Source organism: Wukongibacter baidiensis, assembly GCF_050888315.1.
Taxonomy (GTDB): domain Bacteria; phylum Bacillota; class Clostridia; order Peptostreptococcales; family Caminicellaceae; genus Wukongibacter; species Wukongibacter baidiensis.
Genome location: NZ_CP138202.1, coordinates 4,197,183 through 4,214,599, shown reverse-complemented (window position 1 = coordinate 4,214,599; position 17,417 = coordinate 4,197,183). Strand labels below are relative to the sequence as shown.

The 17,417-nt window shown below is 35.5% G+C and carries 17 protein-coding genes; 1 reads left to right on the top strand and 16 read right to left on the bottom strand.

Going from position 1 to position 17,417, the window contains the following annotated elements; all coding sequences use genetic code 11:
* Nucleotides 1-72: 72 nt before the first annotated feature.
* The 14 genes from R9X47_RS18945 to glpX all read right to left on the bottom strand — a co-directional run bounded on the left by R9X47_RS18945 (nt 73) and on the right by glpX (nt 13,137).
* The gene (locus R9X47_RS18945; RefSeq protein WP_432662589.1) at nt 73-513 is read right to left on the bottom strand and encodes a deoxycytidylate deaminase; all 441 of its coding nucleotides are present in this window, start codon (nt 511-513) and stop codon (nt 73-75) included.
* Nucleotides 514-716: 203 nt separating this feature from the next.
* Nucleotides 717-1,328: a uracil phosphoribosyltransferase gene (gene upp, locus R9X47_RS18940; protein WP_432667661.1), complete on the bottom strand. Its 612-nt coding sequence runs from the start codon at nt 1,326-1,328 to the stop codon at nt 717-719.
* Between the two features lie 46 nt (nt 1,329-1,374).
* Nucleotides 1,375-1,824 carry a ribose 5-phosphate isomerase B gene (rpiB, locus tag R9X47_RS18935; RefSeq protein WP_432662588.1) on the bottom strand — a complete coding sequence of 150 codons (450 nt, stop codon included), beginning with the start codon at nt 1,822-1,824 and terminating at the stop codon, nt 1,375-1,377.
* A gap of 221 nt (nt 1,825-2,045) precedes the next feature.
* Nucleotides 2,046-2,513 (bottom strand): low molecular weight protein arginine phosphatase, encoded by a 468-nt coding sequence (locus R9X47_RS18930; protein ID WP_432662587.1) that lies wholly within the window; start codon nt 2,511-2,513, stop codon nt 2,046-2,048.
* A 35-nt stretch (nt 2,514-2,548) separates the two neighbouring features.
* Entirely contained in the window at nt 2,549-3,601 is a 1,053-nt protein-coding gene (locus tag R9X47_RS18925; protein ID WP_432667660.1) for an L-threonylcarbamoyladenylate synthase, read from the bottom strand.
* Nucleotides 3,602-3,730: 129 nt separating this feature from the next.
* Nucleotides 3,731-4,462: a ZIP family metal transporter gene (locus R9X47_RS18920; protein WP_432662586.1), complete on the bottom strand. Its 732-nt coding sequence runs from the start codon at nt 4,460-4,462 to the stop codon at nt 3,731-3,733.
* Between the two features lie 257 nt (nt 4,463-4,719).
* Entirely contained in the window at nt 4,720-5,874 is a 1,155-nt protein-coding gene (locus tag R9X47_RS18915; RefSeq protein WP_432662585.1) for a cation:proton antiporter, read from the bottom strand.
* Nucleotides 5,875-6,202: 328 nt separating this feature from the next.
* The gene (gene prfA, locus R9X47_RS18910; RefSeq protein ID WP_432667659.1) at nt 6,203-7,273 is read right to left on the bottom strand and encodes a peptide chain release factor 1; all 1,071 of its coding nucleotides are present in this window, start codon (nt 7,271-7,273) and stop codon (nt 6,203-6,205) included.
* 54 nt (nt 7,274-7,327) lie between these two features.
* On the bottom strand, nt 7,328-8,191 hold the full coding sequence (gene prmC / locus R9X47_RS18905; RefSeq protein ID WP_432662584.1) for a peptide chain release factor N(5)-glutamine methyltransferase: 864 nt from the start codon (nt 8,189-8,191) through the stop codon (nt 7,328-7,330).
* Nucleotides 8,188-9,108: a DUF1385 domain-containing protein gene (locus tag R9X47_RS18900; RefSeq protein ID WP_432662583.1), complete on the bottom strand. Its 921-nt coding sequence runs from the start codon at nt 9,106-9,108 to the stop codon at nt 8,188-8,190. The genes prmC and R9X47_RS18900 overlap by 4 nt, the downstream gene beginning before the upstream one ends.
* A gap of 211 nt (nt 9,109-9,319) precedes the next feature.
* A complete protein-coding gene (locus R9X47_RS18895) occupies nt 9,320-9,898 on the bottom strand; it encodes a thymidine kinase (RefSeq protein WP_432662582.1) in 579 nt (192 codons plus the stop codon).
* Nucleotides 9,899-10,119: 221 nt separating this feature from the next.
* Nucleotides 10,120-10,317, bottom strand: a complete 198-nt coding sequence (rpmE, locus tag R9X47_RS18890; protein ID WP_432662581.1) for a 50S ribosomal protein L31 — start codon at nt 10,315-10,317, stop codon at nt 10,120-10,122.
* Nucleotides 10,318-10,567: 250 nt separating this feature from the next.
* Nucleotides 10,568-12,076, bottom strand: coding sequence for a transcription termination factor Rho (gene rho / locus R9X47_RS18885; RefSeq protein ID WP_432662580.1), 1,509 nt, complete (start codon nt 12,074-12,076; stop codon nt 10,568-10,570).
* Nucleotides 12,077-12,165: 89 nt separating this feature from the next.
* The gene (glpX, locus tag R9X47_RS18880; RefSeq protein ID WP_432667658.1) at nt 12,166-13,137 is read right to left on the bottom strand and encodes a class II fructose-bisphosphatase; all 972 of its coding nucleotides are present in this window, start codon (nt 13,135-13,137) and stop codon (nt 12,166-12,168) included.
* Nucleotides 13,138-13,918: 781 nt separating this feature from the next.
* Here glpX and R9X47_RS18875 point away from each other — a divergent pair.
* Complete coding sequence (locus tag R9X47_RS18875; protein WP_432662579.1) at nt 13,919-15,685, top strand: stalk domain-containing protein; 1,767 nt, start codon at nt 13,919-13,921, stop codon at nt 15,683-15,685.
* Between the two features lie 45 nt (nt 15,686-15,730).
* Here the strand turns inward: R9X47_RS18875 and fsa are convergent, their stop codons facing one another.
* Together fsa and R9X47_RS18865 are read right to left on the bottom strand one after the other, a co-directional pair.
* Entirely contained in the window at nt 15,731-16,375 is a 645-nt protein-coding gene (fsa, locus tag R9X47_RS18870; protein ID WP_432662578.1) for a fructose-6-phosphate aldolase, read from the bottom strand.
* 208 nt (nt 16,376-16,583) lie between these two features.
* Nucleotides 16,584-17,399, bottom strand: coding sequence for a 3-keto-5-aminohexanoate cleavage protein (locus R9X47_RS18865; protein ID WP_432662577.1), 816 nt, complete (start codon nt 17,397-17,399; stop codon nt 16,584-16,586).
* Nucleotides 17,400-17,417 lie beyond the last annotated feature (18 nt).

Here is a 17,417-nt window from a genome sequence, read left to right as displayed (position 1 = left end):
AGCTATCCCACCAACTAATTTTATACCAAATTCCTTTTAATGTAAATAAAATTTTTCATTTGTAACATTTTTTTAATCGTACCTTACGAGATCAACTCCGGCTTCTTCAAGCATTTGTAATGAAAGCTTATCAGGATAGTTTCCTTTAAAATATATTTTCGTTATACCCGCATTAATTGCCATCTTTGCGCACAAAACACATGGCTGAAGAGTTACATACATCACGGAGCCCTTTATACTTACTCCATGATATGCGGCCTGAATCATGGCATTTTGTTCCGCATGGGTTCCTCTACACAGCTCAGCTCTTTCACCTGAGGGAATATTCATTTCTTGTCTATAGCATCCTATATCTAGACAGTGAGGTGTATTAGATGGCGCTCCATTATATCCCGTAGCAAGTATTCTTTTATCCTTAACAATAATAGCACCTACCTTTCTTCTTAGACAAGTAGATCTGTTCTTTACTACTTCGGCCATCTCCATAAAATAGTCATCCCAATCTGGGCGCATATTATTTCCTCCAATCGGTTATTGGTAAAATTCCATAAATATAAATCCTACTAATACCTTCTACATTTTATTCACATCTCCTTCAAATTATTTCTAAATAGTACATGGGATTTTGTACCTTTTTCTAGCAAAAAAATCCACACAAAAGTGTGGATTTTTCAAGGTCATTTTTTCAAGAAAAATCTAACCAAATTTTATTCAATCTACTTAGTTCCAAATAATCTATCTCCAGCATCTCCTAGACCAGGAACTATATATGCATGGTCGTTTAAGCACTCATCAACTGCTGCTGCATATAAATCAACATCTGGATGTTCATTATGAACAGCTTCGATTCCCTCCGGTGCAGCTATTAAACATACTAGCTTAATGTTGGATGCGCCTCTATCCTTAAGGAATCTTATAGCCGCCTTTGCAGATCCACCTGTAGCTAGCATTGGATCAACAATTATAAGTTCTCTTTCATGTACGTCCGTTGGAAGCTTACAATAGTACTCAACTGGTTCTAAAGTCTCAGGATCTCTATAAAGTCCAACATGACCAACCTTAGCAGCAGGTAATAAGCTTAAAAATCCATCTACCATTCCAAGTCCTGCTCTTAAAATCGGAACAATGGCTAATTTTCTACCAGCAATAACCTTTGTCTTTGTCTTACAAACAGGAGTTTCGATTTCAACTTCTTCAAGTGGTAACTCTCTTGTTACCTCATATGCCATTAGCATAGAAACCTCTTTAACCAATTCCTTAAACTCTTTCGTTCCTGTGTTTTTGTCTCTGATTAATGTCAACTTGTGCTGTAACAACGGATGATTCATAACAAATACCTTCTTCACACTAACATCCCCTTTCAAGTTTTAGTTATTACTTAGAATATTTAACTTCAATGTCACCAATCTTTCCAACTCTTCTTGCGTGTCTTCCACCTTCAAATTCTGTTTCAAGCCATACATCGACAATCTTTAGCGCCAAGCCCTGTCCAATAACCCTTTCACCTAGGGCTAAAACATTTGCATTATTGTGTGCTCTAGACATTTCTGCTGAAAAAGTGTCTGTCACAACAGCACATCTTATGCCCGGTACTTTATTAGCAGATATTGATATACCTATACCAGTACCACAGCACACTATTCCCCTGTCAAACTCCTCGGATTTAACTGCTTCAGCAACCTTCATCCCAAACTCAGGATAATCTACGGATTCACTTCCATCAGTTCCAAAATCCTCATATGCAATACCTTTTTCCTCAAGATGCTTTATTATGGCATCCTTAAGATTATACCCGCCATGATCACTGCCTATAGCTATTTTCAATCTAAGTACCTCCTCTGTAAGTTATGAGTTCTAAATAAATCTTTCAGATTTTTTATATCTTATTTTCACAAAAGAAAATTTGTTTTCCTAAATTTTCTAGATTGCACCCATCAATTAAGCACAAACCTATTATTAGTTCTATATCTCTTTCAATAATCCTCTATTTTTTTTATTAAATTTTTTTCATATCTTAGATTCTTCATAAATAATCCGAGATATATTTATTTATTGAGAAATTTATCTGTTATAACCTTCTTCAAAGCTATAGTTATTTCATCTGCACATGCTCTATATACCTCAATATTTTGTCCATATGGATCAGATATATTAATATTTTCGGCTTTACCATGGGCAAATTCCTTTAAGGTGTGTACCTTCTCTCTACTATGGGGTAACGCATTTAAAATTTGTATTTTATGATTTTCTGTCATAGTTAATATCAAATCAGCCTCTTCCACCATATCTTTGGTCAAGGGCTTAGACATGTGAAGGCTCAGGTCAATACCTTTATCCTTCAAAGCTTCTATAGCATTCCTCGAAGCTTTCTGCCCCTCAGCAGCCCAAGTTCCTGCCGACAGTATCTTTATATCTTTATATCCCTCTATATCCTTAACTAGCTCCCTAAATATAGCCTCTGCCATACTACTTCTACAAGTATTACCTGTACATACAAACAAAATAGTCTTCATTTCGTCCCTCCTTACAAGGCTTTTTCACCACACTACTATACCTTAATTATATTGTATCCTGCAGCCTTAATTAATCTATTCATTATCGCTTGTCCAATACCTTTTTCCACAAAGGTCTCTCCCAATATGACATCTACGTTCCTCTCATCAAACTCTCTTAAGACCTTAAAGAGATTAGAAGCAACAGTTTCAAGGTTGTCTCTGCTACCAAGGGATATTACTATGCCACCTTCATATTTATGCTTTGTTTCATCGGTGGCCATTATTCCAACCCTATAACCCTTCTCTTCCTTTTCCCTTCTTATTTCCTCTATATTCTTAACTATATTGTCCAAATCTCCGCTCAATAAAATCACATCTGCATTTGGTGAATAATGTGTATACTTCATCCCAGGTGATTTTGGTATAAGATGTTTCTTTTGCGTTCCCTCTATGGCTGGATCAACATCAACCCTTCCAATAACCCTTTCAAGATCTTCCTTCGTTACACCACCAGGACGTAATATCATTGGTACATCGGAAGTAATATCCAATACAGTTGATTCTACACCTACAGCTGCATCACCGCCACAGATTATAGCATCCACCCTACCCATCATATCACTCTTTACGTGCTTTTCCTTAGTAGGACTTGGTTTACCTGACAGATTAGCACTTGGCGCAGCCACAGGCACCTCAGCTAGTTCTATAAGGCTCTTAGCAATAGGGTGGGCAGGCATTCTAATAGCAACGGTATCTAGTCCACCAGTGGCGATCGTAGGCACTATAGAGGACTTATTAAAGATAAGAGTTAATGGTCCTGGCCAAAACTCATTAATTATCCTTTCAGCATTTTGAGGAATCTCTAAAACAAGCTGTTTTAAATCCTCATATTTAGCTATATGTAATATCAGCGGATTATCCGAGGGTCTTCCCTTAGCCTTAAATATCTTCTTAACCGCATCTTCATCTAAAGCATTGGCCCCTAAACCATAAACTGTTTCAGTTGGGAAAATAACAGTTCCTCCACCTCTTAATATTTCAGCACCATAGCTCAACTTATCAATATCTATATTCTCTTTGTCGATATCTACTATCATAGTTTTTATCATACGTTATCAATCCTTTACATTTACCATCGTAATTATCCTATTTATTATACAAAAAAATACACGTAAGGTTAAGGACTAATTACCAAAAAGATTTATTATAATTTCTATAATTAGTAATATAGCTTCCTACTTTGTCATCATCAATCCAATAATAAATCCTAAAACAAATCCAATACTAGAAGTTCTCCCTTTATACAATTTATTCGAACTTGGTATAAGCTCTCCGCAGGTTATATATAGCATTGTTCCCCCTGCAAAGGCTAAGCAAAACGCAATAAAGTTCTGAGAAATCTCTCCTAAATAAGCTCCTATAAGGGCTCCCATTCCCATCGGAAGACCTACTACTAATGTATATAGAACGACCTTCAGCTTAGATATTCCACCTATTCTCATTGGTGCAGCCATAGATATGCCCTCTGGTATATTATGTAGTGCAATAACAATAGATATTCCAATGCCAAGTTCCCTTGTGGCCATAAAGCCAGAACCTATAGCAAGACCTTCTGGAAAATTATGCAACGCAACTCCGAGGCCAATCAAAAGGCCCATCTTTACAAAACCCTTACCGTGGGCGGCATTATTGTGTCCATGACTGTGAATCATTTCATCTATGAGGATAATCATTAGCACACCCATAATTACACCTATTAATCCAGTTACAAAACTGGCCCGCTCAAATGCCTCTGGTAAAAGATCAAAACAAACAATAGCAAGCATTATCCCTGCTGAAAAGCCTAAAATGAGACTTAGAATTCTTTTTCCCGGCTTTCCGAGACCCAGTGCTAACATTCCACCTATTCCCGTCCCCATAACTCCTACAGCAAAACCTATCAACGTTATATACATTATATTACTCATTAATATCCCCATCCCTTGTCTTTATTAGTACTATCTAATTTATATGTAGGATGTGGGGGTTGTATGAGAAAAAGCGTCTTACGAAGCTTTTGTAGTTCTATGCTTAGAATTTTCTAGTCATTATCTTAGTTTTCAAAAACAAAAAGCGATAGTTTTACACTATCGCTTCTAATCAATATTTTATTTAACTATAGTTCACAAGATTAAACTCCAAAGTACCATGAAAGTTCTTAGAGACTCAAGCTAACAAAGCATCTCTAAGCGCTTTGCTCCTCTTCCCTGGCAAAGGACCACTTAAGCATCGATGGCGTTACTAGAGTAGTTATAAGTACCATCATTATAACCGCAGCTAATTGCTGATGACTAATTGCATTTATAGCCACACCTAGGTTTGCTATGATTATTGCAACTTCGGCTCTTGGAACCATACCAATACCTATTTGTAAAGCTTGCTTTCCGTTAAAACCAGATATCTTAGCACCAAATCCACAACCAACGACCTTTCCAAGTGCACCTAGCACAACAAGTATTAACCCGATACCAAGGGCACTTACGGCAGATTTCAGGTCAACACCAAGTCCTATTGCGACGAAGAAAATCGGTGTAAAGATAACAGACGAAATCTTATGCACCTCATGGGACAGCTTATGTCTATGGGTAGTCATTGAAAAAACTACTCCGGCAAAGTATGCACCAGTTATAGCTGCCACACCTAACTCTTCCGATACGTATGCAAGGATAAAGCAAAATACAATAGCAAAGGTTACAATTTTGTCTTCTATATTAACCTTAGTAGAAATTTTTGACATTATCTTAATAAGTATAAATCCAACAATAAAAGTTATAACAAAGAATATCCCTATCTTACCTACAACGAGTAAAACATTATTATTTTCTCCTGGCTTAACAACTCCAATAATTAATGTTAAAAGAATTATACCTACCACATCATCTATGATAGCAGCTCCTAATATACCTATCCCTTGTCTACTTCTCATCTTTCCTATTTCTCTCAAGGTTTGTACAGATATACTAACACTCGTCGCAGTAGCTATTACGCCCATAAAGATGCTAGCTAAAAAATTATTAGTAACAAGGTATATACCTCCAGCAACAAAAGCAAATGGTGTTATTACTCCTCCTAGGGCTATTAACGATGAGGATTTTCCTGAAGCCTTTAGCTCATTTACATCGGTCTCAAGTCCAGCAATAAACATCAGAAAAACTACACCAATTTCTGCAAGATGACTAATTGTTTCAGTTTTTTCTAAGATTCCCATACCTAAAATAAGTCCTGCTAATATTTGTCCGAGTACTGCAGGTTGTTTAAGTTTTTTACTTATAATCCCGCCTATGTTGGCCGCTAAAAGTATCACACCTATATCAAGTAAAAACGCTAATTTTGACTCCACCTAAAAGACTCCTTTCTAATTAATTAATTTATTTACAAGTCAATCAAATGGGGTAGTCACGTAGATTTAAAACTGCTAAAAAGCATCTTTACACCTTCTTTTCTCCATAGTCATGCTACGTTAAAAGTTAAAAGCAATTAACACTTAAAGTAGCATTGCTCTAAAGTTCATTTCCTTAGTATACTCCTCTTAAATGCATTTTGCAATGAGTTTTTTACAAAAACTTAAAGTATTCTTTTTGCCTAATTTATAATAGTATACCGTTGCTTTCTGACGCTATTCGTCAAAAATTATAAAAGAACAGCGAATATACGCTGTTCTTTGTCTATTAGCTTAATTTTTTTAGTTTTTCTGCTTGATCAGTAGTTATTAATGCATCTATTACTTCATCAATGTCACCCTCTAAAAACTGACTAAGTTTATATAGCGTAAGACCAATTCTATGATCAGTAATACGACTTTGAGGATAGTTATAGGTTCTAATCTTTTCACTTCTCTCTCCAGAACCTACCTGACTCTTTCTTTCTTCAGCTATCTCAGCATTCTGTTCAGCCATTAAAGCATCATAAAGTCTTGCCTTTAAGACCTTCATTGCCTTTTCTTTATTCTTAAGCTGAGATTTTTCATCCTGACATGATACAACGGTATTAGTAGGAAGATGGGTAATCCTTACAGCAGAATCTGTAGTATTAACACTCTGTCCTCCATTACCCGATGATCTAAACACGTCTATTCTTAAATCATTTTGATTAATTTCTATTTCTACGTCGTCTACTTCTGGTAAAACTGCAACGGTAGCCGTAGATGTATGGATTCTTCCACCGGATTCAGTAGATGGTATTCTTTGTACCCTGTGAACACCACTTTCATACTTCAGCTTTGAGTAAGCACCTTTACCCTTTAACATAAAGATTACTTCTTTGATTCCACCTACACCGGTCTCATTACTACTCATCATTTCAGTTTTCCAATTATTTTTTTCAGCGTATCTTGTGTATAATCTCAGTAACTCAGCAGCAAATAATCCCGCTTCGTCTCCTCCAGCTCCAGCTCTTATCTCAACAATAACATTCTTCTCGTCATTTGGATCCTTTGGTATAAGAAGGATCTTCAGCTCCTGCTCCAATGGCTCTACTCTATCTTCTAGATCTTCAAGCTCCATCTTCGCCATTTCTCTAAGCTCATCGTCTTTACTTTCCTTTAGGATTTCCTTGGCTTCTTGGATTCCTGATTTAACTGTCTTATACTCAGTATACTTATCTACAATCGGCTTTATAGAAGCATGTTCCTTAATAAATTTTTGCCATGTAGGTTGATCACTAATTACTTCAGGATCAGCTATCTTATGGCTAAGATCTTCAAATTTTTCTTCTATAAAATTTAACTTTTCAAACATAATATCACCCCATGATTCTAGTTAAAAGCTACAAGTTTTTACCTGTACCTCATACTTTCAACCTTTTATTTTTCCGCTTACCACTCTTTCAATTCCAGCCAAATCCTTTGTTATTTCTATGTCTACATAGCTATCTTTCTCCTCCATCAGCCTGGCAACCGTTCTTGCTTGATCATGCCCAACCTCTAAGGCTATTAATCCACCCCTGCGTACATACTCAGGAGCCTTATCTACTATTTCTCTATAAAAATCAAGTCCATCTTCGCCCCCATCAAGGGCAATTCTCGGTTCATATTTTGATACTTCCACTTGAAGTCCTTCAATTTCTTTAGAAGGAATATACGGTGGATTAGAGACCAAGATATCTATCTCACCCTTAATACCTATACTATCCAAGGGGCTAAATAAACTGCCATTTAAAAAACTAATCTTAGATGTAACTCCATTAGTCTCAGCATTTTTCATAGCTATCTTTATGGCCTTTTCCGATATGTCTACTGAAAAGACATGAGTCTTTTCAATAAACTTTGCCAAGCTAACGGTTATTGCTCCACTTCCTGTACCGATATCCACTATATTATAATTATTACCTTGATCTATATCTTCAATAACTTTTTCAATTAGAATCTCAGTATCTGGTCTTGGTATCAGCACGCCTTCTTCAACATAGAACTTGAGTCCCATGAATTCTTGATTCCCGATTATATATTGAACCGGAACTCCATCGAGCCTTTTCTCAATCAGTTCATTATATTCATAAGCCTCTTCTGTAGTTAATACTTTATCTCTATTTACTATTAGGTGCAATCTATCAACATCTAAAATATGACATAGCATAACTTGAGCATCTAATAATGGCGTACTAACCTTGTCCTTCAACCTTCCTTCAGCTTCCTTTAAAACCTTATGAATGGTTATCATACATCTGTGTCCTCATCTTCTTCAAGTATATTCTCAAGAGCTACAATAGCAACCTCTAATTGTTTATCATCGGGTTCATTTGTAGTTAATTTCTGAAGCATAAGCCCTGGATAGCTTATAGCACATACAAGCTTTGACTTGCTCTTTCCAGCTATCTTTATAAGCTCATAGGAAACGCCAGCTATCAGAGGCAATAACACAAGCTTCATCGCCACTCTTTGTATCGGGCTGTTCCAGCTTAAAAATGAAAATACGGATATACTTAAAACCATCACGATAAGAAGAAAACTTGTACCGCATCTTGGATGAAGGGTAGTAAACTCTCTTGCATTCTCAACAGTAAGAGGTTTTCCACTCTCATAACAATATATAACCTTATGCTCTGCACCATGATACTGAAAAACTCTCTTTATCTCCTTTATTCTGGATATAAGTATAATATATCCAATAAACATTAAAATTTTCAAAATACCTTCAAATCCACTGAGTACTACTTGATTTGTAAATATATTCTTAAGGAAATTAATTAAAAAAGTGGGTATGAACATAAATATCACTATGGACATAGCAAGGGCAAAGGCAACTGACAAATAGGTTATTATATCATCTGACTTGTCCCCAAATTTTTCCTCAAGCCATTTTTCAAATTTACTCTTTTCCTCATCGGAGTCTATATCTTCAAAAACCTCAGCAGAGTAAGTTATAGCTCTAACACCTATTATCATTGAACTTATAAAGGCTATGATTCCCCTCAGAATAGGAATTTTATAGAAGGCAGATTTTTCTATCTTCCCCACCGGCTCTTTCTTCACCACTATTTCGCCATCGGATTTTCTTACTGCCATAGCAATCTTATCGGGACCCTTCATCATTACGCCTTCAATCAAAGCTTGCCCACCGACACTTTTTGGTTTCATTGTTTCACCAACTTTCAAATCACTAGTTATATACTAGTTTATAATTACCAGATGCTAGACTTATTATAGAGAGTTCCATGAAAATCTTAATTTATACATATAAAATATCCTATGTTTTTGGGGATTTTTGATGTGTATAAATTAAAGTTTTGACTAGACTTTCTATATTTAATGAGCGTAAATCTTCTTATATTATAGCATATCTACATTATTAATCCACAGGCACCTCATGATGTAGTCTACATCTCGCCTCATAACTTTCAGTAGCTCCTACTAGAACTATTGGATTGGAGTACTTTGCAGGGCTTCCATTTATAAGCCTTTGTGTTCTATGGGCTGGATGTCCACATTCTATACATATTGCACTTAGTTTATCTACAAACTCCGCAATAGCCATCAAACCTGGCGTAGGACCAAATGGCTCTCCACGAAAGTCCATATCTAGTCCAGCTGCTATTACTCTCATTCCCTTATTCGCTAAGTCCTTTATTATATCAACAACTGCGTTATCAAAAAACTGTACTTCATCCACTCCAACTACCTCAGTATTTTCATCTATGTAATCATAAATCATTTCTGGGTTTGATATATGTATGGCATTGATCTTAGAACCATTATGAGAAACAACATTTTGCTTGCAATATCTGTCATCTATAGTATGCTTAAAAACTACTACCTTCTGTTTTGCTATCTGAGCCCTTCGGAGTCTTCTGATAAGCTCCTCACTCTTCCCACTATACATAGGTCCTACTACAACTTCTATCCATCCATGGTGATTTGGTCCATACATCTTCTTTCGTCCTCCCTTTTTTTCAGCAAGTAATAAGTTATAGCTGTCAGTTGATACCCATTACCAGTTTTTCATAATAAAACAAAGTCTCGAAGATAGACTTTGCCTATGTAGTTCTTCACACATAACGAAAATTATATTTATTTATAATTTCCTATGTATATAAAACAAGGTTAGAGAAATTTATCTCTAACCTCGAAACTCTTTTGGAAATTTTATTATTAGATACCATATTTTTTCTTGAATTTCTCTGCTCTACCGCCACGTTCTATAGTTTTTTGGTTTCCTGTATAGAATGGATGACACTCAGAACAAATTTCTAATCTAATCTCTTCCTTAACTGACTTAGTTTCAAATGTATTGCCACAAGCACATTTTACTGTACACTTGTCGTATTTTGGATGGATTCCAGTCTTCATGCGTTTCACCTCTTTCATTACATTTTCTTTCTATATATTAATAATATTCTGTACGATTGTCAAGGTCAAAAATGTCCACGTCACTTTGCCTAGTCCCAAGTACAGATTGTAGAATACGTAGTTCATCTAATCTAAGTACATTACCTCTTCAACCTCTATATTTTATCATATCCGATTTCAATATTCAAGAAATACTTCAACTTATTTTTGCGAGTGAAAATTTTTCCAATATTCTTGTTTTTATTGCTTACTATAGGATTTTTTTCCTCATCATTTCAACGAATTCTCTATTATTTTTCGTAGCTATAAGTTGATTTATTATCGCTTCTGTAACCTCATAAGTGGAATTATTACCCATAGCTCTTCTTATATTCCATATAGTTTCCATCTCTTTTTGCGTAAGAAGTAACTCTTCCCTTCTAGTACCAGATTTCTTAATATCTACAGCTGGGAAAATTCTCTTCTCTGATAATTTCCTATCTAAATGAAGCTCCATATTACCTGTTCCTTTAAATTCCTCAAAGATTACATCATCCATCCTACTTCCAGTCTCAACTAATGCAGTGGCTAGAATCGTTAAGCTTCCACCCTCTTCGATATTTCTAGCAGCTCCAAAAAATCTCTTTGGCTTATGAAGTGCCGCCGGGTCAAGACCTCCAGATAATGTTCTTCCAGTAGCAGGTATTGTAAGGTTATAAGCTCTAGCCAATCTTGTAATACTATCTAGTAGGATAACAACATCCTTTTTCTGTTCTACAAGTCTTTGAGCTCTATTAAGCACCATCTCCGCTACCTTGATATGATGGTTTGGAAGCTCATCAAAAGTCGAATATATTACATCCGCATCGATTGAACGCTTCATATCCGTTACTTCCTCTGGTCTTTCATCGATTAATAACACTATTATTTCTACCTCTGGGTAATTTAAAGATATGCTTTTAGCTATTTTCTGAAGTAGTATAGTCTTACCAGCTTTAGGTGGTGCAACAATAAGACCTCTCTGCCCTTTTCCTATAGGAGCAATAAAGTCTATTAACCTCATGGAAAGGTCTGATGAGTTAGCTTCTAAAGTTAATCTTTCATTGGGATAAATCGGAGTAAGATTCTCGAAGTTAGGTCTTCTTGCAGCAACTTCAGGAGAATCACCATTTACTTTTTGAACATATAGAAGAGCTCTGAACTTTTCACCACTTTTAGCTGGTCTAGTGATACCTGATACCTTATCACCTGTTTTTAAATTGAATTTCCTGATTTGAGAAGGGGAAACATAAACATCTAATTCACTTGATAAGAAGTTATGAAATCTTAAAAATCCAAATCCACCATCGGGCATTATTTCAAGAACGCCTTCCACAACGTCTGCCTCATTATTTCTCTTAATCTCATCATTTATCTTTCCAGGCAGCTTTTCCCTTGAAATATTTCCGTTTACTCTATTACTCCTTCTTGTTTCATCATTTGTATTCTTTGAAGAGTTTTCATTCGGCTTGCTAACCTTCTTAACTGTTCCTTGTGGCTTACTGGACCTTGTAATCGTTTCTTTAGGTTTACTCGTTTTTCTAATCATCTCTTGTGGTTTACTAATCTTTGTAGTCGTCTCTTGTTTTTTTATGACATCTTTTTTATCAGCGCTAGATTTTTCTAAGATTATATTAATCAGCTCATTCTTTTTGTATTTCGAATAGCCTTTAATATTTAACTCCTTAGCCATTTCTCTAAGCTCTGATATTTTTTTATTTTCCAAATGTACTGAATCCAAGTTTGCACCTCCGTAGTAGTTTGTGCTAGGTGCGATGTGCATAGTACGAGTTTAAAATCCTACCGCACATCGCCCATGGCACTTATATTCTATTTCGCATATACCGGTTTTCTATCCATATCATGAATAGCTTCAATAAATCTAATCGTTCCGGTTTTTGATCTCATTACAACAGAATGGGTCATCGTCTTATTGTGTGGTAGGTATCTAACACCTCTCAACAGGTCTCCATCAGAAACACCTGTTGCAGCAAAGTATACTTCATCACCCTTAACTAAGTCCTCTAAAAGAAAAACCTTGTCTATTTCAGATCCCATACTCTTACATCTTTCTAGTTCCTCATCACTCATTGGAGTAAGCTTACCCTGCATTTCTCCACCTAAACATTTTATTGCAGCAGCAGCTATAACGCCCTCTGGCGCTCCACCCTTACCAATTAAAACATCTATTCCTGTATGGTCAAAACAAGTAGCAATAGCAGCAGCAACATCACCATCACTAAATAATTTTATTCTACAACCAAGCTCTCTACAATCTCTAATTATATCCTCATGTCTCTCTCTATCAAGCATTGTAACAGTAAGGTCTGTTATATCCTTATTAAGGGCCTTTGCAATATTTATCATATTCTCCTTAACAGAAGCATTTAAGTCTATAGAACCCTTAGCCTTTGGACCAACTGCAAGTTTATACATATATGTATCAGGCGCTTCTAAAAGACAGCCTCTTGGCGCCATAGCTATAACAGATATTGCGTTTTCAATCCCTTTAGCAACACAATTAGTTCCATCTAAAGGATCGACAGCTATATCAACCTCAGGTGAATCTGGTTTACATGCACCAATTTTCTCACCAATATAAAGCATCGGAGCTTCATCAAGCTCTCCTTCTCCTATAACCACTACTCCATTAATATCCATAGTATCAAACATTCTTCTCATGTTATCAACTGCACCTTGATCCGCTATATTCTTATCTCCTCGGCCCATGTACTTTGCACTTCCCAGTGCAGCAGCTTCCGTTACTCTAACAAGATTAATCGCAATATTTCTATCCATAATCAGCCCCCTCAATATAATTAGTATTCTTCTCACAGCCTAAAAGTTTAAGGCGTTAATCCCTCGTTTTCAGATTATATTCCTCTCCAAGAAATAATCTCAAATAAAATTACAACTTAATATATCATCATTTCCTAAACATTAATAATTCAATACATTGTAACTAAAAAGCATCGTTACATAACTTTTATACTATTACATAATATCAAATTTTTAAAAAATATCTAGGGAAATTATAGAATTTATGTAGGTAAATAAAATTCATTTTGAAATTAGAAAGGTTTAGTCTGCTTATCATTAACCATTATAACACAATTCAAAAACAATATCGACACAAGTCCCCTTTGTTTAATTTTTCGTAACACTCTTTATATAGAGATTAAAGTAAAACTAATAATTTATACATATACAAAAACTCCCAGAAGCATTGAGTGTTTGTATATGCATAAATTAAGTTTTGCTATATTAACTCTATATATTTAATTATTACAGTTTTATTACACCTATTATACATTTATTTTAAATATTTTTCCAAAAGGGTATATTATAGACTAGTTATGATATATTTAGTATAGAGTTAAGATAGGACAAAAGTATCTATTTTGTATTCAATTCACTACATAACTATATCAACTGAGAAACTTGCATAATTAGTATTTTCAGTAGCTAAATACAATGTGTAGATATACTTCCAAATCCACTCTACTGTATTATGCAATTTCTTCAACTAACTAGAAGAGCAATTAGAATAATTTCCACGGACAAAGATTAGGGAGGTGCTGTGATGAAAAAGAAACTATTACTATTGATATCATTTTTTATTTTTTTCAGTTTCGCCAACATAAATGCGTATGCCGATCCAACAGATGAAAGTCCAAAGCCAATAACTGTTGAATTGAATGGCGAAGTCTTAGAATTTGATACAGAGCCTATAATTGTAAATAATAGGACCATGGTTCCTATGAGAGCAATTTTTGAGCAGCTCGGAGCAAAGATCAATTGGCATAATGAAACAAAAACAGTTACTGCATATAGAAGATATAAGGGTATTTCTGACATGTTTGTCAAGCTCACAATTGGAGAAGAGTTTGCCTACAGAAACGGAAAAAGCTGGCCTTTGGATTCTCCTGCAATTATAAGGGATAGTCGTACTCTAGTCCCTGTAAGATTCGTAGCAGAAAGCTTTGGGGGTAAAGTTGATTGGGATCCTGAAAACAGGATAGTCTTATTAACCTATGATGTCGATGAATTCCAAGGAACAAAACTTATTGGTGATATGTCTTATAAACCTGTGTATTTTGCAAATGATCTCGAGATCATGATACCAGAATTTTGGCTTGAAACCGAAAAATCCAGCAAGTTTGCTTATAAGGATGAAGAAAACAACATTCAGATGTCCGTTGACATCATTCCTTTAGAAGAAGATAAAACCCTTGATAAATTTACAGAAGAAAGCAAAACTTCTATTTTAGATGCTTATAAAGATAAGGTTGTGTTCACCGGAAGCGACAAAATTAATATTAATAGTATTGATGTAAGTGTAGTTTATTTAAAAAATTCTTCTGTAACACCGGAAATCGATCAAGTCATATACTACTTTACATCTTCCGGCTACGGTTATAAGATAACATTTTCTTATTACTCCGAGTCAAATGATAGTCAACTATTAAATACAATATCAGATATAATTAATACCATAGAAATCAGCGGTGTAACCTTTAACCTTGATAAAGAACACTATATTGAATACGATGCATTCTTTAATTATGGAATAAACTTAAGCTCAGAAATCTACTCAAACATGGAAGTTGATAAACCCTTTGCCTTCACTGGTACGGTTGGTGATGATATTGATTTAGAACATGTAGTAGTCTCAATTGCAAGGGAAGGTAAGGTTTCTGAATATAAGATACCAATTTCAAACAAAGAGTTTAATGCAACCATATATACTCCATTTGGATTAGGAAGGCATAACATGACTGTAAAGACTCCTGAATCAGAGGATAATCCTTCACGAAAACTAATGCAATTTAGTATCATTAATAATAACAATCAAGATATAACATATCTTGTTCCAAGTATGCTCGTTGAAAAGGATGATCCAGATATTGTTGCCTTAGCTCAGGAAATAACAAAGGATATAGATAAAGAATACCTTGCAGAAAATGAAAAGGCAGAAGCAATTTACAAATGGATTTTCGAAAACATAGAATACGATACAGAAGCTGCCGACGCTCTATCAAGAAGTGCTAAGGGTGTATTGGTAGATAAAAAAGGTACCAACGAGGAAATATCCTATTTATTTGCCGCATTACTTAGAGCGTCGAATATACAATCTAAATTAATTCAGGGGAGCATCTTAGAGGAAACCCATGTATGGAATGAAATGTTAGTGAATGGAAAATGGCTTATTGTAGATGTTACTTGGGGAAGTGGCTACATAGATACAGAAAACATAACAAAAGAACTTGATATGAGCTATTTTAAAGCCAATAGAACTACCTACGAAAGTAAGTTTGATAAAGATTCGATTATAACTCTTGAATATTAAACCCGGGTTAAAAAAAAACGTCGTCAGACGTTTTTTTTATATTATTTACTTGTTCAACTTTTCCCAGTCATTATTAAACTTTTCTATACCAATATCAGTAAGTGGATGCTTTAACATTTGCTTAAACACCTTATAAGGAACCGTAGCAATATGCGACCCTTGTAATGCTGATTCAGTTACATGCATTGGATGTCTTATACTAGCTGCAATAATCTCAGTATCTATTCCATGAATATCAAAAACCTGAGCAACCTCATTGATAAGTGTCACACCTGCGTTACCTATATCATCCATTCTACCTACGAAAGGGCTTACAAATGTCGCACCGGCTCTAGCTGCAAGCAATGCCTGATTTGCTGAAAAAATCAATGTACAATTTGTTTTTATCCCTTTCTTGCTAAGACCCTTTATAGCCTTTAAACCCTCTTCATTCATCGGGATTTTAATAACAACATTTTCATGCATCTTAGCTAAAACTTCCCCGTCCTTAATCATGTCTTCAGCATTTTCAGCTACAACCTCAGCACTTATAGGACCATCTACGATGCTTACTATCTCGTTTATTACTTCCTTTAAATCTCTTCCTTCCTTCGCTATAAGCGATGGATTAGTAGTAGCGCCTGCTAAAATGCCCCATTCACTTATTTCTCTGATTTCATCAATATTTGCAGTATCGATAAAAAGTTTCATGTAAAACCCTCCTTCAAAGTTAATCAAACATCAATAGAATAGACTCTGAAAGTCCTTCTTTTCCCCTTTAAAACCTACAAAATAGATTTTTAAGACTATAATCAAGAAGACCTCAGAGTCAATTGTGTTCTTTTAAACTTATATTACCAGACCTATAAACAAAAGTATAGCCCCAATAATATAACCATATATATATTATTCATATCTACTACTTCTTTATACCTAATATTTCTCTTGCTTCATCAGGAGTAGCTACTTCTCTTTCTAACTCCTTAGCAATTCTAACTATTCTTTCTACCAACTGGGCGTTTGACTTAGCCAAAACTCCCTTTGTATAGTATATGTTATCTTCGAATCCAACCCTTACGTGTCCGCCAAGCATTATTGACATAACTGCAAGGGGCGTCTCTGCTCTACCGATACCTGCAACTGTCCAGGTTGATCCCACTGGTATACTTCTTACCATATGCATTAAATCATCAGGAGTTCCTGGGCAAGCTCCCGGTACACCAAGAACAAAGTCAAAGTGAACAGGTGCCTCGATAAAACCCTTTTTAACCAACCTAAGTGCGTTATTAATCATACCTCTTTCAAAAACTTCTACCTCAGGCTTAACTCCAAGCTCCTTCATTCTCTTTGCGAACTTTTCGATATATTCCTGTGAATTCATGAATACATCGGGTCCAAAGTTACAGGTTCCACAGCTTAAAGTCGCCATTTCAGGAGCTAGTTCCACAGGCTGCAATCTTTCTTCAGCACTATGCCATACAGCTCCACCGGTTGAAGGTTGAACAATGATATTACACTTCGCTTCAATCTTTTCTTTGATTTCCTTATAAACTTCAAAATCTTGAGTAGGATTCCCATCCTTGTCTCTAGCATGTACGTGTACAATAGAAGCCCCTGCCTTATAGCATTCATAAGCAGCCTCAGCAATCTCATCAGGAGTAACAGGTAAATTCGGCTGTTGCTCCTTAGTAACCTCAGCGCCAGTAAGTGCAGCAGTAATTATTAATTTTTGCATCCTTAACACCCTTTCACT

Excerpts from the sequence above, each read along its gene's own strand:
- R9X47_RS18945 (WP_432662589.1), bottom strand. The coding sequence starts at position 513 with ATGCGCCCAGATTGGGATGACTATTTTATGGAGATGGCCGAAGTAGTA.
- upp (WP_432667661.1), bottom strand. The coding sequence starts at position 1,328 with ATGAATCATCCGTTGTTACAGCACAAGTTGACATTAATCAGAGACAAA.
- R9X47_RS18930 (WP_432662587.1), bottom strand. The coding sequence starts at position 2,513 with ATGAAGACTATTTTGTTTGTATGTACAGGTAATACTTGTAGAAGTAGT.
- R9X47_RS18920 (WP_432662586.1), bottom strand. The coding sequence starts at position 4,462 with ATGAGTAATATAATGTATATAACGTTGATAGGTTTTGCTGTAGGAGTT.
- prmC (WP_432662584.1), bottom strand. The coding sequence starts at position 8,191 with ATGATAACCATTCATAAGGTTTTAAAGGAAGCTGAAGGAAGGTTGAAG.
- R9X47_RS18900 (WP_432662583.1), bottom strand. The coding sequence starts at position 9,108 with ATGAAACCAAAAAGTGTCGGTGGGCAAGCTTTGATTGAAGGCGTAATG.
- R9X47_RS18895 (WP_432662582.1), bottom strand. The coding sequence starts at position 9,898 with ATGTATGGACCAAATCACCATGGATGGATAGAAGTTGTAGTAGGACCT.
- rpmE (WP_432662581.1), bottom strand. The coding sequence starts at position 10,317 with ATGAAGACTGGAATCCATCCAAAATACGACAAGTGTACAGTAAAATGT.
- R9X47_RS18875 (WP_432662579.1), top strand. The coding sequence starts at position 13,919 with ATGAAAAAGAAACTATTACTATTGATATCATTTTTTATTTTTTTCAGT.
- fsa (WP_432662578.1), bottom strand. The coding sequence starts at position 16,375 with ATGAAACTTTTTATCGATACTGCAAATATTGATGAAATCAGAGAAATA.
- R9X47_RS18865 (WP_432662577.1), bottom strand. The coding sequence starts at position 17,399 with ATGCAAAAATTAATAATTACTGCTGCACTTACTGGCGCTGAGGTTACT.